This window comes from Pseudomonas sp. B21-040 (assembly GCF_024748695.1).
In the GTDB taxonomy this organism is placed as follows: domain Bacteria; phylum Pseudomonadota; class Gammaproteobacteria; order Pseudomonadales; family Pseudomonadaceae; genus Aquipseudomonas.
Window position 1 is genome coordinate 3,372,715 of the sequence record NZ_CP087176.1, and the last position, 22,714, is coordinate 3,395,428.

The window sequence follows — 22,714 nt, forward strand, 5'->3', positions numbered from 1 at the left end:
GCGCGTTCGTTCAGTTCACAAAGATCACCCCGGCCTCCAGGCCGAAGCGCAGGTATTCGTCCAAGGCCTGATGCAGGTTGGCCTCGCGTTGTGGTTGTTGCAGCACATTCCAGACGCCCATTTCGGCGCCGTCCTCGGCGCCGGTGCGCAGCTCTTGAGCACTTGAAAGGCGCAGCTGGGCATATGCCGGATGGCTGAAACTCACCGAGGTAAAGGCTGGCGTCACCCGCACCCGTTCGCTCTTTGCCTGGGCGGTCGGCAACCCCTGGGTCACCAGGTCCGGCAGGCAGCGGTAGCGACGTGGCGTCTGCGAGCCCGATGGCACATAGCAGAAACGCACGCAGCCTTCCTGGCGTCGGGCGATATTCAATTTGGCGCTGAACAGACTGTTGCTGGCTTCCAGCTCCCCGGCGGCGCTGGCGCCGAAGACGCTGCAGCGGTCGAGTTGCAGGCGCGTGTCCGGTAAATCGAAGGCCACGTCATCGCCGTTATCGAACACGCTGTTGCGGCCCTCGACTCCGGCAATGGCCTTGCTCGTCCGCAACGGCCCGCACAGGCAATGGATCAGCCGCAGCCAGAGTTGGCTGCCGGTGCCGGTGTGACGAATGCCACCCTTGCTCGGCGTCAGGCTGCAATGACGCAGATTCACTTCGCCCAGCGCGCCGTCCAAACGCAGTTGACCGTCCAGCAGCAGCCCGGACAGGCTGAGCCGGGTGTCGAGGTTGCCGCGTAACCGCAGGTCGCCGATCAGTACCGGCCGCCGCTGGTTGGCGGCTTCAATGGCCAGGTGGGTATCTGGCAGGTTGAGATCAGGGGTCAGCTCCTGGGTCCCGTCGTCCAGCAGATAGATCAGCGTACGGGTCCCGGCAATGACTGCCGCCAGCGCGTCGGCCAGCGTCGCGTGGTCGCCCGGGACCCGCAGCAGTACCTGGAAATCCGCCGGATCGAGCAGGCCCTGCAACGGCTCATCGTCGCGACGCAACGGGCGTCGATCGTAGGGCCCCGCGCCGACATCGCCGGGGAAGCCATAGCTGTAGGCGACTTCCACCCGGTTCGCGGTCTTGCCGGCGGGCAAGGCGATACGTCCCAGGACCGGGTCGAAACCCACCAGAAACAGGTTGGCAACGCCAGGAAAGGTTTTATCCGGCTGACCGGCCTTGCTCGATTTCACCGTGACGCTGGCCGGTGGACGCCGCCATTCTTGCGGCACTACGCCGGGCAAGGGCGAGAGATTGCACACCAGCAGATGCTCCGGCGGTACTTCCACATCGTCCAGCCAGATCCGCAGAACCGGGCCACCCTCCTCCTCTCGATCGAGGGGAAAGTACACAGGGTCAGGTGTCTCACCATCGGTCAGGGCCTGACGTAGCGCCGTCAGTTCGTCGTGCAGCAGTCGCCGGGAAAGAGGCTCCGGCACGTTTTCCGGTTGCGCCAGGTGAGTGATTTCCTGCTCGGTGCGCGGCCGGTTGAACAACATGCCCTCCCCCCGCAACAGCGGCTCGGCGACGTCGCGACCCAGGGCATCGAAACTGTAGAAGCCTGCCAGGCTGGTCATGGCTCGGGCGGTGGCGCGTTGTAGTGCATAGGCCTGCAACCGCCAGAGATAGAGACCAACATTGGCAATGTTGTAGCGCCCGGCCGGGAGCGAACGCACCTCGACGGTATGGGCGGCGCGGTCGAAGGGGCCGTCTACCCGCTCCAATTGTGTGGCATCACGCAGGTTCGGCGTGCGCACATTTTGTGGGCGGCAGTGTTCGAGGTATTGGGTCGTGCCCAGCAGCTCGAAAAACTCCACCGCCCGCGCACGCCAGCCGGTGGTATCGAATGCCAGCTGTTCCAGCACCGGCAGCGTGCCCTTGCGCCGTCGCAGGCGCAGGCTGTTGGCCACATACGCGCGCAGGCCGAACGCCTGGGTGCCGCTGACCGGATACAGACCGCGCACGCCCAGCAGATCGCCGATATAGGGGACCAACCAGTCGTCACAGGTTTCGATAAACCAGTTGTCGTAGAGCCGGGTGATGTCCTCTTCCAGCACCGCGCCCTGCTCGGCGATAACTTCCAGCAATGCCCGCAGCGGCCCACCCATTTCGGCATCGCGCTCGCGGTAGAAGGCCGGCAGCCGCGCCATCAGGAATTCGGCGTCAATGCTCATAGGCTAAGCTCCGTCAAGGTAACTGCGGACGGGTCCAGCAACAGCAGTTGTGCCGCCAATATTTGCTGACTCTGCCACCGGGCACCGCGGGCGCGCAGTCGGCCATCCGGCCCAGCCACACTGCTGCTGGACAGGCCGTCGTAGAGCCGCAAGCTATCCAGATCCACCCGCTCCACTCCCGGCACCCGCTGTATCACCGCCAGTACTTCGCTGCCACTGACGGGTTGCCCGTAGTAACGCGCGGCAAACCCGAAGGCCTGCCCCAAGGCGCTGCGCACTGCACTGAGGACTGTTGCGCTTTGATAGTCCGGGTTAACCCGAACCTTGGCTTCCACACCAAAACGCAGCACCACCCCGGGTGCAAGCTTGAGCGGCTGATGAGCCGGGCGCACCGCGTCAATGGCCGCGGCCAGGTTGCGATAGAGCGCCGATCCGGGATCGATGCTGACACCTTCTACCCCGCTGACCGTGAGGTGGACCAACCGCTGCTCGCCATCCCACAACCACACCGCTTGGGCCTTGCCGACGCCGGCGAAGGCCGCGGCGAAGTCTTCGAAATCCCGAAGCGAGACGATGCGATCCAGGGTCCGTACGCTCAGCGGTGCGTTCTGCCGGGCACTGTCGCGGTCTTCCGGATCGACCCCACCCGCCGCGGGTACCGGGTTGATCACATCCTTGACCCCCAACGGACGGGACAGCAGCAGGCTGATCCGCCCACTGTTGAGGTTGCCGGCCGCACCGATGCCGACGCGATAGTACGCGTGCACATTCATCTGTCCCGTGGGCAGGCGACTGCCGTGCACGCCGTCACCGAACTGCACGGTGACCCGGCCATCATCGCCCCGGCGCAGCAGATAGGCACGGTCTTGCGCGCCGAGCTCACCCAAGTGTGGCGCCTCGGACCAGCGCACACCTTCGACGCGTACCTGCAGCGTGCTCTGGATGCCCGAAGGGGTGGGTGAGGAAATGTAGGTCAACGGTTTCTGCAGCAGCAGGAAGCGCTGGAAGGCCTGGCTGGCGTCGCCACTGCCAAGGATTTCCGGCTGTATCTGCATCTGCTTGCTGTCGCCGTGACTGGCCGGCGCCACATTGGCGTTGATCCGCACACTCAACGGCAGATAGGCATGTTGCAGATCGCTCTCAAGTTCCAGGCGCGAACGCGGCCCGCTGCTGTCATTGCGTTGCAGGCGCGCCACTTCGCTGGCGAAGCCAAGCACTACTTCATGGCGCGCGCCATCGGTGAAGGACAGGCTGGCGAGCCGGCCGTCCCTGGCGATTTCCACCGCCACCAACGGGTCATTGGCCAACAGTCGCTGACGCGCCGGCGCATTTTGCGTCACGTCCGGCAAGGTGTGGCCGCTGATCGACAGCCAGCGCCCCGCCTCCAGCTCCGGTTGCAGATCATCCAGCGTCAGCACATGACCGCTGAGCAGCCCGGACCTGGGCCGGGTCGCCCACGGCAGCTCGATGGATTCGCCATAGGCCGTGGTCTCGCGCAGACGCTCGTTGAACAGCTCGCGCAGTTGTTCGCCACGCAGGCTCAGGCGCGTGGTCTTGCTGCTCAGGGTGAAGGCGGCGCGGGCATCCTCGCGGCTGTCGAGGATTTGATACAGCTCCTGATAATCGGGCAGCGTCAGCACCAGCCAACTGCCCGTGACCAGTCGCGGATAGCTGGCATCCAGATGCACGCTGTGTACGTCTCGTGGGTATAGACGACTTTGGGGAATGATTTGTTTGGCGATGCCAGGGCCCTGCCAGCGCAATTGAATCAAGGCAGCGCCACCGTTCTCGTAGTACTCCAGGCGCAGGTCGAGTTTTTGTCCGGCCTGGAGCTCGAACAGGCTCTCGCCGTATTCGGTCGCGTCTTGGTCTTGCCATTGATTGACCAGTAACTGGCCGCCAATCCACAGCCGCACGCCATCGTCGGCTTTGACGAAGAAGCTGTAATTGCCGCTTTCGGGTATTTGCAGCCAGCCGCTCCAGCGCACCGAGAAAGTATCGACGGTCAGCTGCGGGTCGGGGCTGGCGCTGCCCCAGTCGAAATCAACGGTGGCGTCGGTACGGCTGAGCTTGCGCGTCTTGAAGTCGTTGCCTTCGAAATACTCGCCATACAGGCCGCTGCCGGTGGCCTGGCGGGTCGGCGGATCGGAAACATCGGCCAGGGTGAAGCCCGGCCACTGGCCGTGCAGGCTGATCTTCGCCTGATTATCATCGTCCAGGCCCAGGTAGCTTGCCCGCAGGCTGCGCGGCATCGCCCGCCAGTCCGGCGCCGCCTGGCCGAACAGCGCAGCCTTGGTCCGCAGGGCAAAACAGCGAGGATTGGCCTTGGCCGGCTGGACGTGGGGCATTACCTTGCCTAGCGGCCGGTCGAGCGTTACTACCGTGTAGCCAGCCAGTGGGTCGGCGCTCGGCTCCACCGGCGAAATCACTTGCAGGCGAACGACGCGGCGCAGGTCCCAGTTTTCGCTGCCGGGATTTTTCAGGCGTTCATCGCCGACGATCAACAGTGCGTCACCGGCTTGCAAGCGCGTGTTCTGCCCTTTCAGATACAGAGTACGAGCGCCCCAGTACGGCGGCACCTCTTCCTGGCTCTGCAGGGCCAAGGCATTCCAGGCAGCGCGCGCGTACAACGGCTCCAGCGTTTCGAAAACCTGGGCCTGTTCATCCTGCTCTGGAATGCTCTGGCTCTTGTTGCCGGTGTCGATCCGCGCGGTTAACGGCGCGCCCGGCGCGGTCTCCAGAGAAAAAGCCAGAAACGTCGAGGCGGCCACGCCAGGGCGCAGTTCGTAGCCGATGGAACGCCCCAGCTCCAATATCGAACGCCGCTCCGTGGCGGTACGCAGGAAGCCCTCGTTGACAATGCGCTCCTGATAGAAACTCAGCACGTCGAGGACGCCAGCCCAGGCATCGAGCAATGCCAGCGCCGGATCATCGGCATCGCGAGTGCTCAGCCCGAGCAGCGCCGTCTGGCTGGAAAGGCGCGCCAGCTGACTCTCGCGAAAACGCCCATGGGTGCCGACCCGATAGTGCAACGTCGTCTGCCCTGGCGGGTTCAATTCGTCGACCGGTGTCAGCACCTTGATCCCGGCGCAGCAGCCGCAGTGTTCGCCATTACTCATAAGCCACCTTGCATGTTCAGCAGCAGTCGGCCGTTTTCGGGGAAATTGGGATCGTTATCCAGGCGCAACACTTCCAGTAACGCGGCACCGATCAAGCCCTGCGCTATTTCCTGATTAGGGGTTTTGCCCCAGCGCTGGAACACCTCGACCTGAAGCGAGGCCACGCCGGTTACCGAATGCGCCGCCTCCATCAGGGTGGAAAGCGCCAGGCCCTGGCCAAAACTGAAGTGATCGGGATGAAAGAAGCCGAGTTGTCCCAGCCCGTCTGCGCCACTGCTCAGGCGCTTGAGCAGGCCAAGCTTGACCGTCGCGGCAAAGTGGCCCGGCAATACGCAGACGTTCAGCTGAATATCCAGCGGGGCATAGATCGGATCACGCAGTTCCAGGTCATAACCGGCCAACCGGTAGCGTTCCAGGTGGCGCAGCATTTCTTCACGAAACGGCTTATCCAGTGGCTGGCCGCCCTTGCGGTCGAGGCTGACGAACATCGTGTACCAGCTGCCGGTCCAGCGAAGCCTCGCAGCGGCCCGTTGTACTTGCGGATGACGCTCGGCGGCCCGCGCGTAATCGGCCTCGGTGACCGCCCGTTCCTGGGTGCGGAAAGCCTGGGGTGCAAACAGCTTGATCGCGTCAGCGCTTTGCGGCTCTGCGCCGCCGCTTGCCGACAACGGATTGCGCAGCGTTTGGATGAAGTCCTTGATCAGAGGGTCTTCACAGACCATCTGGGTGATGCTCTCGGCGCCGACATTCCCGATGCTGCCACCGCCTTGGCGATAGCTGGCCAACAGCCGGCTGAGGGGTTGCGGTTGCATGCCGAAGCGGTTGTCGCCAAAGCGCAGGTGGGCGCTGCCATCGGCTTCGGTCTCCACCACGAATTCCTGTGCGAAGCGGTCACTGCCGAGCAGATCGCGGCGTGGCAACCAAGGGCTGGCACCGGGCTTGGGTTGGTCGCCAAACTGATCGGGGTCGTCTTCGCGCAGTTGCATGCCGGACGGACGGGCTTGCCGGGGATCCTGATACAAGGTGCTGCTGGCGGAGCGCGTCGGGTCATGTTCATAGGCCTGGGCATAGACGATGCCGGGCTCGCGCAGGCGCGGCCGGTATTGGCCGGCAGTCGGTACAACGTCCGGCAGCAGCGACTCATCGGCGCGAGTCAGCCCGTGGTCGGCCAATACCACATTGCCGCAGACCTGAGCGACCCTGACAGTCTTGCTGACACCGGACTGTTGGATACGCGCGCTGATGCACAACGGGAACGGTAGCGCGTCCTCGGCGTGCCAACTGATCAGCTGCAACGGCGTGTCGGTCAGCAGGTCGTGCCCCGGCTTGACCTCGGTCAAGCGTACTGCATGCCGGTGGGTGCGGTCGGCATCCGGTGCACGGCCGGTGCCGGGGCTCAGGACTTCTTCGAAGATCAGCAGCATGCCGGCCTGCAAGCTCAGCGACGGAACGTCGATCAGCGCGGCCTCTTGCGCGCCTTTGCCCAGACAGAAATCCGGCTCGCCCCAATGATGGATATCAATGCGGTTATGGGCGGACTGCAACGGCAACGCGTGCATTGTTTCGAAGACTTGGGTGCTGCCGTCAGGCAAGGTTTGCAGCGCGGATTCTTTCAAGACAGTCCCGGGCGAGCCGGTGCGGGTCAACAGCGGCGTACCGGCGGCCAACACTCGACCGTCAGCTTGGGGCGAGACGCTCAGACTGACGAAGACCCGACTGTTGCAGCCGTCGTGTATCGGGTAATCCAGTAGCCGCGCATGCCGGCGCAGGGAGACGCGGCGTCGGGCAGTGCCCAGATACGCTTCGGTGGCGACTGCATCCTGGTAATAGCTGAGCTGATCGCCGATATGCGCCAACATTTCCACCAGGGCCACGGAAAAATCCGCCGGGTTGCGCTCGTGAAAGCCAGGAATCAGCTGCCCCATGCGGTCCAGCATCAACCGGCGAAAGCTCCCGTAATCCTTGGCCAGGTAATCCAGCAGCGGCTCGGCCGGTACCTGCGGCGGGCAGGGTTGGTCGTCGGCACAATCGAACTCGGAACGGCACTGTGCCTTGAAACTGAATCGGATACTCGACAGGCAAGGGTCGAAGCCCGGCGGTGGGTCTTCGGGCGCCGTGGGGTTGATCAACACGAAACGGTACCAGGAGAAATCACCGGCCCGGTCCACCGTAATGTCGAGCTGATTACCGTTGATACTCAGGCTCTCGATCTGTACGCCCGTGATGCGCACCCCGCCCTCGATCCGGCAATGGGCGGCGGTGATGCCAGCCAACGGATTGACGAACGCCACGCTGAGCTTGCGCTGATTCAGGGGCGCCACTTCCAGGTAGTCGATGCCGTTCAGGCTCGGTGGATCGAGGTCACGCAGCAATTGCAGACGATGGCGGTTGTCAGACAAAAACTGGCGTTTCATGGTGCAATCCCTCGGCTGAAGGTCGCCAGTTGCCGCTGGCGATCCCGGCGCATGACGTACTGCACCGTCACGTCGAGGCGCGCGTCGAGGTTCTCGACGGTCACCGCCTCGACCTCGATCAGCTCCCCCAACCATTGTTGCAGCGAACCTTGCACGGTCATCTGCACGGCGGCAGCGAGGGCATCGCTGTTGGGCGCGAACACCAATTGCAATAAGCCGCAGCCGAAGTCCGGACGGTTCACCCGCTCGCCCGGCACGGTGAACAGCACCTGTTCGATCATGTCCCGCACCTGCAGATCGGCGAACACTTCGGCGCTGCGCCCGCGCGAGTCGATGCTGAAGGGAAAGTCCAAAGCCATATCAGACTCCTGAGACCCGTAGCTGAGTGACGGTAACCATCATCGGCGTGCCGGTGGGGACGCAGATCGAGGTGCTCGATTGCAGTAGCACCGGCAGCCCGCCGGCGAACACCCGGGTCGCGCCGACCAGCCATTGGCCGGTCACGCAGGGGCCATTGCCGGAGGGCGGTGGCGGCATGGCGCAGCCGGCAATCACATAGGGCGCGGCCAGGGTCGTCACGGGCTGGCCGGAGAGTGTCACCCGGGGAAACGGCGCGGTCGGCGTCGCCTGGCCGCCGTGGCTGCACATCACCGTGGCGCCCAGATGCAGGAGAAAACCGGGCATCAGCGGTCCTCCCCTGTCATGGCCGGTTTCAGCTGCCGATTGCGTGAAATGTTCATTTCAAATCACCGTCAATGCGCCTTGATTGATATTCACCGCCGGCCCGTTGAGCATGATCGTCGCGCCTTGGCCGTTGCTGATGGTGATGCCGATTTCGTTGATCGAAATCATCGCCCCCGTCAGGGTCTTGAGCAGAATGCCGCCCGTGGGCCCCGGCAGGTCAGAGATCGTCAGGCCGTTCTGGTTGCCGGTTTGCAGCACAATGCTTGGCGATACCGGCAACCCCGCCAACGCCAAGGCGGGCACCTCTGCCGCACTGCCCCAGAAACCGCCGACCCAGATGGGGTAATCCTGGTTGCCCTGCTCGAATTCGACCCAGACCCCGGCGCCGATCTGCGGCACCACAAACATCCCGCTCTGCTTCCCGGCGAACGGAACGCAGGGCATGGCCCAGCTGGAGATGCCGAGCCCCAGCACATCAGGCACCTGGACCTGGATGCGGGCCATCTGCATCGGGTCGATATTGTTCAACACCACACCGCGGAATTTGCCGTAGAACTTGCCTTGCTCAGCGCTCATACCGGTACCCTCGGCAGCGTCGAGATCAAACCGTTGCGGGTCAGCGTGAAGCTCTGCTTGAACTCGCCGGGCTTGAAGTTGCTGGTCACGTTTTTCACGTAGTACAAACCGTCAAAGGCGCTGCCCGCACCGCGCACGCCGACCAGTTGGCGCGCCTTCAACACGGAGCCGTAACGCAGTACATCGACCGAGCCAGTGGCGGTCACCACATCCGCTGAGCCCGCCGCCTCCGCCAAGCCCTTGGACAAGGCCGCCATTGGCGAGAGCTTGGCGGTGTCCTTCAGCAGGTGGATCGACTTTGGAATGGGCGGCAACGCACCGAGCGGCGGGTTGAGCAGGCTGATGTCGGGGATCGGCAACGGAATCGGGAACTTGGTCAGCGGGTTCTGGATAAACACGATCGGCAGGCTGGCCTTGGTGTTGTCCACACTGAACGACAGCGCCTCGACGTTGCTGTGGGCATCCATCCCCAGGTTCAGTGCCGGTTGCGGTATCCCGAGCTTGATCTCCGGGCCCCAGTAGGCGGTATTCATCCCCGGCAACGGGCCGGGTTCGACGTAGAACACATAGCCGGCGTCCTTGGCCAACTTCTGCACGTAGGCCAGGTCAGTGCCGTCATGGGTGGGGATTTTTTCCACCGGGATCGGCACATCGCTGAAGATTTGCGGGATCACCAGCGGCACCATGCCAAAGATCGCGTACTTGGCGACAATCAGCGCCACCCGCGCCTCGGCCGGCATGGCCGGATAGGGAATGCCGTTGAATTCCTGCTGATCCATGGCCACCGACAGGTCCTCACCGGTGATGGTCAGGGTGCTCTGCCCCGGCTCGTTGGAGCCACTGACCTCCTGGCGGGTAATCAGGCCGTCCATCAACACCATCGGCAGGCTGTTGAGGGTGATCACGATCAGCACCCGCAGCCAGGGCACCCGCCCGCCGGTGAGCAACAACAGGGTGTGCAGCGGTGAATTGTTGTGCAGTGCGAAGCTGATCTGGAAGCCACTGCGGGCGCCCGCCGCCGACGTCACCTGGATGCTCTGCAAGGCATCGATCAGCGGCTTGGGCACCGGTAACGGTATCGCCGGGCCGACCAGCAATGAGACATGCATGCCTTTAAGCATCGCTCGGCCCCTGCATGCCTTCGGGCAAGGTCAGGCGGATTTGCCGGCCCAGCTCTTCCAGCTCCAGTGGGTGGAGGCAACCATTGGCATCCGGCAGGCGCCAGAACTGTTCCGGGTCACCGAGCACCGCAGCGGCCATGCGATCGATCCGGTCGCCCTCGATCACGGTGTAGATCTGCAAGGTGACAAAGTTAGCCGGGTCCGGTACGAAGCGCCGCCGCAGGTAAACCACGCGTCGACCGTCGACCTGGACCAACTCGGCGGTGTCGGTCGGGTAGTAACGGCTGTTAGGTGGGAAGCGGTCGCTCATCGTGGCTGTCCTTTCGTTCATCAGCGTTCCGTTGTTTTAAAAAAGCGCGCTCAAACCCAGGCTGGCCAGGGTCGCGCTGCTGGCCTTGCGCGCCAGGCGTTCGCGGCTCTGGTGGTAAACCATGTAGAGGTGCCCGCCCTTGTCGCCGAAGCCCAAATCATTGATGTTGAGCACGCGCATGCCGAGGGTGATGCGTGCGCGGATCGGGTTGAGGTTGACGTCGAACGCCTCCTCGACGATCGAAAAATCGGTGATGCGCACGGGCACCACGCGTTCCTTGCTCCACACAAACAAGGGCAGTGGCGCCTGTACCGGAACGATTTCCAGGGTGCCGGCACTCGCCATCTGGTTGTTGCGGATCAAGGCGTTGCTGTCCGGGTAGACGATGGTTTCCAGTGCGGCGAGTTGCGGGTGGATGCCGACCTCGATCGCACCAGGGTGCTGATCGGAAAACTCCAATTGGTCGGTGGCGTCGATCTCGGCGTCGAGCTTGATCGTTTCCACCGGCGGTCCTTTGAGGCGCAATGGCTCGCTGATCGCTGCACTGCCGCCGGTGCTCTGCGGTTGCAGGCTGCGGGTCAGCAGATCGGGGTTGTACTGCAGAGCAATGACTCGCAGCACGGCACCGCTGGCCGGGTCGATCAGGATCAGGCCGCCCTTGAGCACTTTCGGCGAATTGGAAAAGCCGGTCATACCTCGTGCTCCTCTTTCGTGGCATTGCCGAACAGGTTGGACAGCATCTTCGAGGGGTCGAGATTGAGCTGCGCAGGTTCCGGTTTGATATCGGAGAGCTTGGGCATTCGAAAGCCATCAATGCTGTCGTAGTGCAGCGGCAGGCGTACGCCGAGGCTCAGCCCGGTGTCGAAGGTGCCACCGAGCAGTTTCCAGGTTTTTTCGGTCCGTACCTTGAACCGCCAGACCCCGGCTTCGGCGAAGACCCGGGCATTCAACGCGGCGGCCAGCACTACGCTGCCGCCGATATAGGCGCTGGCATCGACGCTGAATTTGTCCTTGCTGTAAGCGATCTCGCCGGCCAGCTCGGCCTTGCCTTCAAGCCCTGCCCTGGCCTCGACATTGAGGCCGCCACCGACCTCGGCGATGTACAGATCGATCACCACATCGGCGCCGACTTTGCCGCTGATCCCCCCGCCTGCCGGGATGCTGGCCTTGGCCTTGAGGTTGAAACTGAAGTCCGGGTCGGCTTCGAACGGGCTGAACTTGACCGTGGCCTTGATCCCGGTGAGTACCCCGGGGCCGACATAGTAGTAATACCCCAGGCTGCCCCAGAGTTTGACCTTGAGCCCGATCGGGCCGATGGAGGCGCCAGGAATCGGGATGCTTCCCGAGGCCGAGAAAATCGGCTGGTCTTCCTGTTTCTCCGGGAAGCGCTTGAACAGGGTGATGTCGGGAAAGCTCAGCTCGCCGTCAAAGGTGATCTTTTGCTGTTCGTCCACCGTGATGCCAGCCGTGGCGACCATGTCCTTCTTGATTTCGTAGGAGAGCTTGCCCTTGCCGATGATCTTTTCATTGGGCAGCAACTCGACAACGATATTGCCTTTGGCGCGCCCCTTGTCGATCTTGATATCGCCCTTGCCGTAGACCTTCTCCTTGCCGCCCTTGTTCTCGTAGGTGGCATCGATGATGCCGTCGAGCCCCGAGAAGGCGAATCCGGCCTGGCCCTTGGCGATAAACAGTTCGCCGTCGTACCAGAGGCTGGCCTGGATCGGTTTGAGGTAGGGGCTCTTGACCTTGATCTTTCCGCGTCCCTGGAACACCCACTTGTTGGCGGCGTAACTGATCTCCAGCGCAGCCTCGTTGCCGCCTGGCAGTTCCAGATTGACCTTGCCGCTGGCGTCGATCTTGCCGGCCTTGAGAAACACATCGACAGCGCCGCTTTTTACATAGGGAATCTTGCCGGCCATCTGCCCCGACTCGATGTGCGCCCCGCCACTCCACTCGCCGGCCTGATACTTGATCTCGCCCTTGGCTTCATCGACGCCGGGCAAATACACAAAGAGCACCCCGGTCAACACCAGGCCATTCTCGTCGGCACTGACCTCGACTTTGCTCGCGGCGATTTTCTTCGCGGTGCCGAACTCGAACGCGACAGTCCCGACCGGTTTCAGTTTCGGCGCCAGATCGATGGCCAGCGTTGCCTCGGTGATTTTCACCCCGCCGAACGGTGGCTTCAGTTTGTCCTTGTCCAGCGGCGCCTTGAGCCGGAAATACTCCGGCGAGAAGGCCACTTCGATTTTTTGCAACAAAGGCACTTTGGTGGGGGTGATGTAGCCCTCGCCCGCGACCCCACCGGGCACCAGGTCCAGTTTGGTGAAGACGCCGGGGCTCAGGTAGTCATAAGTGAACGCGATACCGGCGTTCTTCTTCGCCGCCGCCGAGAGGGTCAGGCCACCGTCCTCGGCGACATCCAGCACCACCCCGGTGCCCTTGGCCGGCAAGGTGATCGGCAGGCGGGTCCGGTCGCGGTTGTCGATCATCGCGTTGATGGTGTCCTTGCCCTTGCCGACCCGGCGCAAGGTCATCAACAACAACCCGGGAAGGATTTCGGCCCCTGCGACGTTTTCCGGGATACCGGACTCAAAGATCGGCGGCGTCTTGCTCTTTTCACTGACCCGCAGCACCCGCGTGCTACCGCCGGCCACCACCGGGTAGTCGATCAGGGTTTCAGTGGACTTGTCGGCGCGCCCGTCCTTGCCGGGCTTGCCGAGTTTCTTGCCGGTTTCGCAACAGGGTCCGCACTTGCCGGTGCCCTTCATTTTGGAATCGGCGAACACCATGCGGATCTGCGCCGGCGGCTCCTCGCCGCCCTCCTCGATCTTTTGCGCGATGGCTTGTGCCAGGCCAAAGACCTGTTGCTTGATCAGGCTGCCGCTCATGCCGTTATCAAGGCGATCGAGCACCTGGATATTTTCCTGGGTGTTATCGCCTCCCACCTGCAATTCGATGATGTGATCCATCTCGCAGGTGCCACCGCCAACCTTGGGAAACTCGGCATCGCCACCGGCCTTTTGCCACGCGGCGTTCAACGCATCGCCCATCTTCCAGCCGCGCAGATTGACCCAGCGCGAACGCAACTCGTCGGAGCTGACACGCATTTGCCACAGGCCCGCTTCCTGGGCCTTGGCCCCCTGCAAGGTGATGATTGCACGCAGGGCCTTGGCCTTGGCCTTGCTTTGCCATTCCTTGAGCACCGGGCCCTTGACCTCATGCAACTCAAGGAAATCGACGTCGTACGAAGCCAGCTCCTTGTCCTTGCCCTTCACTTTGGCAGTGGTTTTTTTCTCCGGCGTGACCTTGTGCCCGGTGGACATTTCCAGGTCTTTGTAACGGCTCTCCACCTCATAGTCTTGCGACTTGCCCTTGCCATCCTTGCGCGACAGTCGCGGCCCGCCCTGACTGAGCACGCCGCTGGCCAGAGGCTGGCCGCGCATCACGCTGTCGGCGGCGAAGTCGGCCTCGCGTTCCAGCCGCTGGTAGTGCGGCCCCTGATCGGCGAGGTTGCTGATGCCGGAGCGATGCAGGCCTTGTTGCTGCACGGTGTGGGCCAGTTCGTGGGCCAACAGGTGTCGACCGCTGTCGCTGTGAGGCTGGTATTGACCGTCACCGAACACGATGTCCTGACCGACCGTGAAGGCATGCGCATCCACATCCCGGGCGCTGGCCCCGGCGGCGCTGTCGTCGTGTACGCGTACGGCAGCGAAGTCGCTACCGAAACGGCTTTCCATGAAATCGCGGGTGTCCGCATCCAGCGGTCTGCCGGGACGTGCCAGGGTCTCATTGACCGAGTCCGGTACACCCTGCCCGCCCGAGGCACCGTTGCTCTTGCGTTGCAGGTTCTGCTGGCGGCCGGCGGCGCAGCTTTCGCACTCGCCGCTGCTGCCCGCACCCGCGCCACAGGCGCACTTGCGCTGTAAAAGCAGACCGCGCACGGCGGTTTTCGGGGGCGAGGCGTCGCGTTCGGCACTGGGGGCAAGGGCGTGTTCGGTCATTGTCCCGGCCCCTGCAGTTGTTCGGCAATCAACCGTGCCAAGCGCCGCCCGGTGCGCTCCGGGCGTTCTCCGGCGGGCGTGGCGAACCGGGGGATTTGCACCTGCTCAAGCGCAAAGCCCTGCCCTGGCAGCGGTCCCTGGATCAGCAAACGTCCCAACTCGCGTTCCAGGGCGCCGGCCAGTCGCTGGCCATTGCGCAACGAATAACCGGGCAGCGCCAGAGTCCCTATCGTAAGGCTGATGGTCGGGGCGGCGGGTGCCAGGGTACGGGTCATTCCCAGTCCCCCACTTCCGCCGCCGGCAGCGGTTTTTCCAGTTTGGCGAATTCCGCTTCGGCCGCCGCGCGCAGATGCTGCATGCCGATGGCCATGTCCTTGTCCGCCGCGAGGAAAGCCGCGTTCAAGGCCAGGTTGCGGATATGCCCGCCTGACAGCGATAGCCGCGCCAACTTGCCAATATCCAATGCGCTGCACGGTGCATCGGACGGAAACGCCCGCTGCCAGATGGCGCTGCGGGCGTCCACATCGGGGAAAGGGAATTGCACGATGAAACGGATGCGGCGCTGGAACGCAGGGTCGATGGCCTGCTTCAAGTTGGTGGTGAGAATCGCCAGGCCACGGTAAGTCTCGATCCGTTGCAGCAGGTAGCTGACCTCCAGGTTCGCGTAGCGGTCATGGCTGTCGCGCACTTCACTGCGTTTACCGAACAAGGCGTCGGCCTCGTCGAACAGCAGGATCGCGCCACTGCTTTCAGCCGCGGCGAATACCCGTGACAGGTTCTTCTCGGTCTCGCCGATGTACTTGCTGACCAGCGCCGCCAGATCGATGCGGTACAGGTCCAGCTGCAGTTCGTTGGCCAGCACTTCGGCGGCCAGGGTCTTGCCGGTGCCGCTGCCGCCGGCGAACAAGGCGCTGATGCCCAGGCCTCGGTCGCTGCGTTCGGCAAAGCCCCAGTCGCGGTAGACCCGCGTGCGCTGGCGGACTTGCGCCGCCAACGTATGCAGACTGGTCAGGGCCGCGTCCGGCAGCACCAGGTCGTCCCAGCCGGCGCGGGCGTCCACCCGTTCGGCCAAGTGTTCCAGGCCGCGTCGAGCTTCTTCGCGACACACCTGCCAGAGGTGTTCGGCACCACCTTGGGGGCTGGCTTTGAAACCCTCGGCCAGACGCAGAATGGTGCTGCTGCTGAGCTGGAACTGTTCCGCCAGCAGGCCGAGACGGCCGTTGAGGCCTGCGACTGACTCACCCAATTGTTGCTGCCAGAGCTTGAGCCGTGCCGATGCATCGCTGCCCTGAACGCTGACCCGACATTGACGGCGACGCAAGGCTGGCGCGCTGTCACCACTGAGCAGCAGCAGGCTCTGCAGGTGATCGAGGAAGTCGCCCAAGCGTTGTGCCTGCTCCGGGTTCAGACTTTGCGGTTGCAACCAGAGCAGCACGCCGTGCAACAGCGCTTCACGTTCCCATAAGTGCGCCAATTGCCCGCGCTCGGCTTGCCCTGCAGGCAGGTCGAACTCGGTCATCCGGTAGAGCTTGAGCCCCAGCTCTGTCGCCAAGGCGTGGGCGTAGCCATCGCCGTCACCGTCCACCAGTCGCGCAATGGGCGCCAGGGCCAGGTTGGGCGCCACCTGCCACTGCGCGGCGATCTCGAGGATGCTGGCCCTGGCCTGATGCCCATCGACAGCGACCGACGCGGCGTCTGGCAGGTTTTCCCGGCGAAACCAGGGCTCCAGGCGCGGGTCTGGGAAGCTCAGGCCGGCGATCCGGTGCAGGATGATTTCATCCACCACCAGCCGCGCTTGCAGCACCCCGCCGCTGCCGCTCGGTTCGAGCAATTGCCAGCGCCGCAGAGGGCCGATAGGGGTGATCGAACTCCACTCAGGGTCCGGGAGCAGATTCAGGGCCAGCTCGAAACTCAACCAGGGTTGGTACGCGTCGCCTTGGGCTTGTGCCAGCAGGTCACGAAAGCGTGGGTCGAGGTCAGCGGCGGCGGCCAGCAGCAACAGATCCTGCTCGAAACGGCTCAACCCCAACCGCTCGCTCAGCCGCGCCAGGGCTGGCGGGGTTCGCAGATAAGCGCCCAAGGGCGCAGGCTCGCCAGCCAGTCGCGCCGTCAGGTAAGCGGCAAAGGCATTCAACGCCTGGGTCAGCACGCGGCGGTTTTCGGCAAAATCATGGCGCTGGCTCATGGCAGCACCTGCGGCGTGCTGAATTGCCCGTCAGCGCCCATGACCAGCGCGCTGGTTCCGGCATCCACCTGCACCCTTGCCAGGTAAGCGCCTTGGGCGACGCCCTGGTACTCGACGGTGACTGTCGAGCTCTGCTCGGCCGGCGGGAGAATGCCATTGCCGTCAGTCGCGCTGAAACTATAGGCCCGTGCCGGCCGGTCGCTCGGCGGGTTCTTTTCGTTGAGTAGCACGCGCACCCGCTGCCCGGGGCCCACTGGCGGAGCGCATGTCACCTCGATGCTGCCGAAGCGGTAGGTGACGCCGTCGACCACCGTGCTGGTGGCACCGGGTAGCACGACAAAACCCGCCTGCGGGTTGAGGATGAACACGCCAAGGTTCGACTGCACCGCCCCATGGGCTACCGGCGGCGTACCCAACCATTGCCCATGGGCCACCTGCAACGTGCAGACCCCCGCCCGCAAGGATGAAGGCAGCGCCGGCGGATGAGGCAGATCCGGCAACAGGAAACCGAACTCCAGGGTCTCGTTATCGACGGTGCTCAGACCAGCGCTCAGGTCCAGTCCGTTGACCCACAGTTGTACGGTCTGGGCCTTGAAGTTGGCGCCGCTGACCCGCACGCTGCCATCCGGCAGAATCGGCATTGACGCGCCGGCCACCGACTCGACCCGGTCCACCCGTGGCATCCGCAACGGCACCACATAGAGGTTGCGTGCCAATACCGGCAGCGGCGTGCGTTGGCTCCTGGCCGTCGATTGCAGCAGTACGCTGATCAGGTACGCCGCGCTGGGCCGCGCCGGCACCTGGATCGCCGACCAGATGCGCGAGAGTTCGTCGGTGCTGAGATTGAGAGGCGTGATCCGCAGTTGCTCCAGCTGATCGGCCAGCCCGGCGCGTTCCAGCGCTTTGGGCACATTGGGTTTGTTCGGCGCCGGCTTGAGCGCCGCGCGGATGGCATCGCGGCCCATTCCCGGGGTGTCATGAAGGATCTGCATGGCAGCGCCGAGGAGGATTTCGGCGTGGAAGTCGGCAGCGCCATAGGCTGTGATGAGTATGTGCAAGTCCAGCGCCAGAGGCGGATTGCCAATGCGCTCACCCACACTGTCGCGGCTTGGCAGGCCAAGGTTGGCCCAGCCGGGGTTGCGCGTCTGGTTGTAGAGATAGAGGTTCAATTGGTCGCCACCGGCGGGATCTATGCGGTCCGGGCCGATACAGGTGACGCTCGGCGCACCGCCCAGCACATCGCTGACTTTCAATTCCGCCAGGCCGCTTTCCAGCAACTGTTGGAGCGTCGCGAGCGCTGCGGCCAGCCCAAGTGGCGAACTCATGACCGCGGTCCTGCACCCGAGTTACGCTCGCTCAGATAGTCATCCAGGGACTTGGCCGGCAAGCGCCGGGGCGGCTCTTCCCGACGCGACGCAGTCGCGGCCTCGGACGGGATAATTTCGATGCGACCGATATTGATCTCGACCCGCGGTGCGGCAGCGGGCCTATCGAGCTGCGTCGGGTGCGGTTCCTGCCGGACATGCAGAGGCTGCGATGCCGAGGTGGCGTTGGGCGCTTGCTCGTGCAGGCGTTCGACACGGCGTTCGATCAGCTCCCGAGTCAGCTCGTGGCGCTCGATACGCTGTTCACTGTGGGAGCGTTCGATCAGCCGGGATTCCAGGCGCAGGGGTGGCTGTCCTTGCGCAGTCTCGACAACCGGCGGTAACGGTAGCGGAATTCGGGGTAGCCCGGCCTCCTTCGGTGATTCAAGCATTGACGAAACCACCGTCTGCGCAGGGCCTGGCATGGGTGGCGGGATGGTCGCCACCGGCGATGTTGGTTGCAGCAGCGAGGTCACCTGACGCAACACCTGCGTAACAGGCCGCGCCATCGGCGATGACGGCTCGGCCCTCGGTTGCACCGTTACCGGGATCGCGGCAGTCGCGGTGGACGGTTCTTGGGTGGGTGTCAGTTGCGACTGCGGTGCCTGCTCAAAATCCCGCGGCGCGATAGCGTCGTTTTCAAAGCGCGAGCCGATTCGCGGGCGAATTGTTGGCGGCTGTAAGGCGCGCCGGGCCAAGGCCAGCAGCCAGTCGCTCATGACTGCACGCGATGCAGATAGCGGGCGCGACGCTGCGGGCTCAAGGCGAGAATCTGCGTCTCGCTCCAGCCGTAGGCCGCGGCCAGCAAATGGACCTGATCGAGCGTCCGTTGCGCCCAATGGTCGAGGCTTTCCAGCAGGTAGCTGCCGATATCGAAGACCTCGCTCCAACGTTCCTTGCACGCCGGACAGCACATGTCTAACTCAATCAGCGCTTGTGGATCGGCCTGGCTCATGGCCTCGCTCAAGGCTTGCATCGCCCCCTGCGGCAAGTTCTCGAGCGATATTGGCTGCGCGCCCTGCGCAGCCTCCAGCACGCAGCGCCGGACCAATAGCTGCCGCGCCTGCTCGATGTCCGACAATTGGGCCACGGCCGCCAGATCGAGGCTGTCCGGCAGGCGAAAACGCAGGCGGTAATCTTGCCACTGCAATTGCAACTCCGGCGCGTCGGCGGGCGGATCATCCAGACGCAGGTCGGCCGTACTCAGGTTCAGCTCCAGGCGTTCGGCACAATGTTCGCAACAGGCCATGGCGGTCAATTGCGGCCCGAGCAGCGCGCCATACAGGTCCAGCAGATGGGCATCGCGGTGCCCCACTGGCAACCGCTCGGCACCCGCCAGGCCGTCGGCCAGCAAGGGCGCCAACAGCGCGCAGGATTGCAGTGCGGGGGGCAGCGTCTGGCTGTGGTCCCAGATCGCCAGCCAGTCAGCGGAATCAAGCTTGGACACGGTCAGGGATCTCCATCATGGAAATGCCAACAGGCACGATGCCTCGTCAGTTCGGCTCGTTGAAGCTTGGTTCGCTCGGTTCGACCACCTCGTAATCGCGCTCCCAGCCTTCGTTTTCCAACTTCAGACGGGCGATGGCGACGGCGTTGGCATTGGCGTCCAGGTCCGGCAGCGACTGAAACTCGCTGACCCAGCAGCGGAACACCTTGTACGCCAGGGCTAATTGGCCGGCCTCGTTGTATAGCTCGATGATGATGTCCTTGCGAAAATCCTTGAGCGACACCTCCGCGCCCAAGCCGGAAGCGAAGTTCCAGACCTTATTCGCCCAACGCTCGAAATCGGCATCGTGGGTCACCCCACGTTCCAGGGTGATCGCCTCGAACTCGGTGCGCCCCGGCGATTTGCGGCTGCTGCTGGGGTCACCGCCCTCGCGGTGTTTGACCACTTCAGTGGTGCGCTTGAGTGCCGATACCTTGCTGATGCCGGCGACATAGCGACCGTCCCACTTGACGCGGAATTTGAAGTTTTTGTAAGGATCGAAACGCTGGGCGTTGACCGTGAACTGAGCCATGGCATATCTCCCTGATGCAGCGATTCAGCGGCCACCCACCCGGGTGGCCGCTGCCTGGATCACACCTGAATTTGCCCAGCCAGCTGCTGGATCCTGATCACCACGAACTCCGCCGGTTTCAGCGGAGCGAAAGCCACCAGGATATTCACCACGCCGCGATTGATGTCGTCCTGGGTGGTGGTTTCACGATCGCACTTGACCAGATAGGCCTCGCGCGGCGTTTTGCCCTGGAAGGCGCCCTGGCGGAACAGGCTGTTCATGAAGGCGCCGAGGTTGAGCCGGATCTGCGCCCAGAGCGGCTCATCATTGGGCTCGAACACCACCCATTGAGTGCCGCGATACAGGCTTTCTTCCAGGAACAGGGCCAGTCGGCGCACCGGCACGTATTTGTATTCGGAGGTCATCTGGTCAGCCCCGCGCAGGGTCCGGGCTCCCCAGGACACCGCGCCGTAAACCGGAAAACTGCGCAGGCAGTTGACCCCCAGCGGGTTGAGACTGCCATTCTCGCGGTCGTTCAATTGATAGTTCAGCGCCTGTACCCCGATCAGGCTGGCTTCAGTGCCGGCCGGCGCCTTCCAGACACCACGGTCACCATCGGTGCGGGCGTAAAGCCCGGCCACGGTTCCGCAGGGTGCGCTCAGGCGCAACTTGCCGTTTTTCAGGGGATCGGCGATGTAGACCCAGGGGTAGTAGACGGCGGCGTGATCGGATTTTGGCAACGCAGTGCCGGAAACCGTCGCCACCATCTGCTGCGGATCGACAGCGGTTGGTGGCGAGTCGATCACGAAGAATGCCCGGCGTTCCTCACAGTAAGCCGCTGCATCCATCAGCACGCCGGTGTCGGTGATACCCGGCAGACAGAGGATGTTGAACAGGTCCACTTCTTCCAGGGCATACAACCCTTTGCGTGTGTCACGGTCCGCAATGAAGGCGGAATAGATATCCGCGGCGGCATAGGCTGTTTCACTGCCGCCTTGCAGGGTGACGTTCACCGGCTGGGTGGTCAGCGAGCCCGCCAGCAAATGCAGTTGGCTGGCGATGCTGTTCAGCGGCGAATCCGAGACCGCGATACTTGAGGCCGCGCCTTGGGTGCCGGTGGCCAGGACCAGGGTGCTGCCGGCCACTGCACAGGTAAAGTTGCGGTAGGCGGGATCTCCCGGTTTACGCGCACGCACCGCAGCCTGAATCCGCGCGGCGACGTCCGTCAGTTTGGCGGCCAGATTGGCGCCAGCCGCCCCCGCGTCACCAATATCGATCACATCGGAATTGCCATCGAGGCTGATGCGAAGGCCCGTGTGGGTCGCATCTGGCAGAGCATCCAGGTCGTTGGCAGCGAAGGTATCGCTGGTCAGGGTCGCAGGATCAGGCACCGGCACCGGACGGATTGCCCCGACCGCATCGACCTCCACTCCACCTGCTTCACTGCCAAGTTTGAGCGCAGCACTGGCATTGCTTTTCTGCCCGGGCAGCACCCGCACACTGGAGAACTCACCGCCGACACCGGACGTCATCAGGATCGTTTGCGTAGCGGCCGGCCGCCCACAGGTGAAGTTCTGGTAGGCCAGTTGGCTGTTCGCTTGGGCCCGGACTTTGGCCTGGATTGCACCACACAGTGAATCCAGACGCTGGGTCGGCGTACCACCGGCGATATCCGCCGGCAGCGCGATCAGCACCTTGACCGGCGGCAGATTGTTCACGCTGACCCGAAACTCGTTGTGATTGGCGTCCAGCAGGGTCGTCACATCGGCCAGACTGGCACCACGCGAAGTGCCGGCTGCCAACCCGTCCAGTGCTGCCTGACCGACCACCCGACTCACGTTGACCAACTGAGAAACCGCATTGACCTGATCCAGCACGTAGCGGGCGTCCATCGAGTTCATTGACAGATTTTCAAAGCGTTCGGCGCGTCCATCCGAGGCGCGGATGAACGTGATGTTGAATGAGCTACCAGGGTTGATGGTGAGGTGATCCACCCGTACTTCGATACCGTTACCCGCAGCGCCTTCGTCCAGCGCTTCGACCTTCAGTACATCGATCGGGTTTGTGTTCTGCAAGGTTTTGCTGGCTGTACTGGCGTCCTTGACGATACGCACCACGTAGGCCTCAGTACCGCCGTTCTGGAAGAACTGCCGGACCGCATAACCCATCTCGGAATCCACTGCCAAGCCGCCGAAGCGCCGCTCGTAATCGGCGAAACTGAACAGGTGCTGGGCTTTGTTGATCGGCCCGCGTGGCGCCGAACCGGCAAAGGCAGCCACCGAGGTCGCGACGCCGGTAATGGTCCGCACGCCGCTGGGAAGTTCTTCGATATAGACGCCTGGATAGCTGAGTTGGGCAGGCATGACGGATCCTTTCCGGGCTGGATGCAGGAGGTTGATGGCCAAATCCCTTCAGAGGCAGATACAACGTCGCCTCACAACCAACACAACTACATCCGAACCCATCCACTGCCCGGAAACCGTTGACGACCTGGACGCAGTTCATATTTCTTATGGGAACTGACAGCCCACGATCCGAAAGGTATGGATAGCTATAGATCGTTTTTTTTATTACGCAAATTCAAGCATTTCCATCTTTAGCTAATGGCTTATTGATATTTTTAGTTCTATAAGCACCTGAACTTAAAGGGCTGCCGCCAAAGGCCAATACCCAATAGTTATAAAGCGTCGAAGTAAAACAATAATTAACTGTAAAAGCCCAATGACTGTTTTGTTGTAACGCTAATAGCCAGACATCATTAAAATCAGCGAAGCCCCCCCACTTT

General features: G+C 63.2%; 17 protein-coding genes. All 17 read right to left on the bottom strand.

Features of this window, described 5'->3' with window-relative positions:
- Positions 1 to 10: 10 nt before the first annotated feature.
- Genes LOY55_RS15615 through LOY55_RS15695 form a run of 17 tightly spaced genes read right to left on the bottom strand, consistent with a single transcriptional unit; the run spans position 11 to position 22,292 of the window.
- On the bottom strand, positions 11 to 2,152 hold the full coding sequence (locus LOY55_RS15615) for a hypothetical protein (protein ID WP_258668291.1): 2,142 nt from the start codon (positions 2,150 to 2,152) through the stop codon (positions 11 to 13).
- Complete coding sequence (locus tag LOY55_RS15620) at positions 2,149 to 5,271, bottom strand: putative baseplate assembly protein (RefSeq protein ID WP_258668292.1); 3,123 nt, start codon at positions 5,269 to 5,271, stop codon at positions 2,149 to 2,151. The genes LOY55_RS15615 and LOY55_RS15620 overlap by 4 nt, the downstream gene beginning before the upstream one ends.
- Positions 5,268 to 7,685: a hypothetical protein gene (locus tag LOY55_RS15625; RefSeq protein WP_258665655.1), complete on the bottom strand. Its 2,418-nt coding sequence runs from the start codon at positions 7,683 to 7,685 to the stop codon at positions 5,268 to 5,270. The genes LOY55_RS15620 and LOY55_RS15625 overlap by 4 nt, the downstream gene beginning before the upstream one ends.
- A complete protein-coding gene (locus LOY55_RS15630; protein WP_046027217.1) occupies positions 7,682 to 8,044 on the bottom strand; it encodes a GPW/gp25 family protein in 363 nt (120 codons plus the stop codon). Before LOY55_RS15630 ends, LOY55_RS15625 begins: the two co-directional genes overlap by 4 nt.
- Position 8,045: 1 nt before the next feature.
- Complete coding sequence (locus tag LOY55_RS15635; protein ID WP_046027216.1) at positions 8,046 to 8,369, bottom strand: hypothetical protein; 324 nt, start codon at positions 8,367 to 8,369, stop codon at positions 8,046 to 8,048.
- Between the two features lie 57 nt (positions 8,370 to 8,426).
- Complete coding sequence (locus LOY55_RS15640) at positions 8,427 to 8,945, bottom strand: phage baseplate assembly protein V (protein WP_046027215.1); 519 nt, start codon at positions 8,943 to 8,945, stop codon at positions 8,427 to 8,429.
- The gene (locus tag LOY55_RS15645; protein WP_109787197.1) at positions 8,942 to 10,066 is read right to left on the bottom strand and encodes a hypothetical protein; all 1,125 of its coding nucleotides are present in this window, start codon (positions 10,064 to 10,066) and stop codon (positions 8,942 to 8,944) included. The genes LOY55_RS15640 and LOY55_RS15645 overlap by 4 nt, the downstream gene beginning before the upstream one ends.
- Positions 10,059 to 10,376 (bottom strand): hypothetical protein, encoded by a 318-nt coding sequence (locus LOY55_RS15650; protein WP_046027213.1) that lies wholly within the window; start codon positions 10,374 to 10,376, stop codon positions 10,059 to 10,061. Before LOY55_RS15650 ends, LOY55_RS15645 begins: the two co-directional genes overlap by 8 nt.
- A 36-nt stretch (positions 10,377 to 10,412) precedes the next feature.
- The gene (locus LOY55_RS15655; protein ID WP_046027212.1) at positions 10,413 to 11,069 is read right to left on the bottom strand and encodes a hypothetical protein; all 657 of its coding nucleotides are present in this window, start codon (positions 11,067 to 11,069) and stop codon (positions 10,413 to 10,415) included.
- Complete coding sequence (locus tag LOY55_RS15660) at positions 11,066 to 14,383, bottom strand: DUF4157 domain-containing protein (RefSeq protein ID WP_258665658.1); 3,318 nt, start codon at positions 14,381 to 14,383, stop codon at positions 11,066 to 11,068. Before LOY55_RS15660 ends, LOY55_RS15655 begins: the two co-directional genes overlap by 4 nt.
- Complete coding sequence (locus tag LOY55_RS15665; protein ID WP_109787195.1) at positions 14,380 to 14,658, bottom strand: hypothetical protein; 279 nt, start codon at positions 14,656 to 14,658, stop codon at positions 14,380 to 14,382. Before LOY55_RS15665 ends, LOY55_RS15660 begins: the two co-directional genes overlap by 4 nt.
- Positions 14,655 to 16,568: an ATP-binding protein gene (locus LOY55_RS15670; protein WP_258665660.1), complete on the bottom strand. Its 1,914-nt coding sequence runs from the start codon at positions 16,566 to 16,568 to the stop codon at positions 14,655 to 14,657. The genes LOY55_RS15665 and LOY55_RS15670 overlap by 4 nt, the downstream gene beginning before the upstream one ends.
- Entirely contained in the window at positions 16,565 to 17,893 is a 1,329-nt protein-coding gene (locus LOY55_RS15675; protein ID WP_258665662.1) for a DUF4255 domain-containing protein, read from the bottom strand. The genes LOY55_RS15670 and LOY55_RS15675 overlap by 4 nt, the downstream gene beginning before the upstream one ends.
- Entirely contained in the window at positions 17,890 to 18,651 is a 762-nt protein-coding gene (locus tag LOY55_RS15680) for a hypothetical protein (protein ID WP_258665664.1), read from the bottom strand. The genes LOY55_RS15675 and LOY55_RS15680 overlap by 4 nt, the downstream gene beginning before the upstream one ends.
- Positions 18,648 to 19,379: a hypothetical protein gene (locus tag LOY55_RS15685; RefSeq protein WP_258665666.1), complete on the bottom strand. Its 732-nt coding sequence runs from the start codon at positions 19,377 to 19,379 to the stop codon at positions 18,648 to 18,650. Before LOY55_RS15685 ends, LOY55_RS15680 begins: the two co-directional genes overlap by 4 nt.
- Positions 19,380 to 19,425: 46 nt before the next feature.
- Entirely contained in the window at positions 19,426 to 19,950 is a 525-nt protein-coding gene (locus tag LOY55_RS15690) for a phage tail protein (protein ID WP_077430158.1), read from the bottom strand.
- Positions 19,951 to 20,009: 59 nt separating this feature from the next.
- A complete protein-coding gene (locus tag LOY55_RS15695) occupies positions 20,010 to 22,292 on the bottom strand; it encodes a phage tail sheath subtilisin-like domain-containing protein (RefSeq protein ID WP_223525363.1) in 2,283 nt (760 codons plus the stop codon).
- Positions 22,293 to 22,714 lie beyond the last annotated feature (422 nt).

Coding starts and splice junctions, on each gene's coding strand:
- LOY55_RS15615 (WP_258668291.1), bottom strand. CDS start 2,152: ATGAGCATTGACGCCGAATTCCTGATGGCGCGGCTGCCGGCCTTCTAC.
- LOY55_RS15620 (WP_258668292.1), bottom strand. CDS start 5,271: ATGAGTAATGGCGAACACTGCGGCTGCTGCGCCGGGATCAAGGTGCTG.
- LOY55_RS15625 (WP_258665655.1), bottom strand. CDS start 7,685: ATGAAACGCCAGTTTTTGTCTGACAACCGCCATCGTCTGCAATTGCTG.
- LOY55_RS15630 (WP_046027217.1), bottom strand. CDS start 8,044: ATGGCTTTGGACTTTCCCTTCAGCATCGACTCGCGCGGGCGCAGCGCC.
- LOY55_RS15635 (WP_046027216.1), bottom strand. CDS start 8,369: ATGCCCGGTTTTCTCCTGCATCTGGGCGCCACGGTGATGTGCAGCCAC.
- LOY55_RS15640 (WP_046027215.1), bottom strand. CDS start 8,945: ATGAGCGCTGAGCAAGGCAAGTTCTACGGCAAATTCCGCGGTGTGGTG.
- LOY55_RS15645 (WP_109787197.1), bottom strand. CDS start 10,066: ATGCTTAAAGGCATGCATGTCTCATTGCTGGTCGGCCCGGCGATACCG.
- LOY55_RS15650 (WP_046027213.1), bottom strand. CDS start 10,376: ATGAGCGACCGCTTCCCACCTAACAGCCGTTACTACCCGACCGACACC.
- LOY55_RS15655 (WP_046027212.1), bottom strand. CDS start 11,069: ATGACCGGCTTTTCCAATTCGCCGAAAGTGCTCAAGGGCGGCCTGATC.
- LOY55_RS15660 (WP_258665658.1), bottom strand. CDS start 14,383: ATGACCGAACACGCCCTTGCCCCCAGTGCCGAACGCGACGCCTCGCCC.
- LOY55_RS15665 (WP_109787195.1), bottom strand. CDS start 14,658: ATGACCCGTACCCTGGCACCCGCCGCCCCGACCATCAGCCTTACGATA.
- LOY55_RS15670 (WP_258665660.1), bottom strand. CDS start 16,568: ATGAGCCAGCGCCATGATTTTGCCGAAAACCGCCGCGTGCTGACCCAG.
- LOY55_RS15675 (WP_258665662.1), bottom strand. CDS start 17,893: ATGAGTTCGCCACTTGGGCTGGCCGCAGCGCTCGCGACGCTCCAACAG.
- LOY55_RS15680 (WP_258665664.1), bottom strand. CDS start 18,651: ATGAGCGACTGGCTGCTGGCCTTGGCCCGGCGCGCCTTACAGCCGCCA.
- LOY55_RS15690 (WP_077430158.1), bottom strand. CDS start 19,950: ATGGCTCAGTTCACGGTCAACGCCCAGCGTTTCGATCCTTACAAAAAC.
- LOY55_RS15695 (WP_223525363.1), bottom strand. CDS start 22,292: ATGCCTGCCCAACTCAGCTATCCAGGCGTCTATATCGAAGAACTTCCC.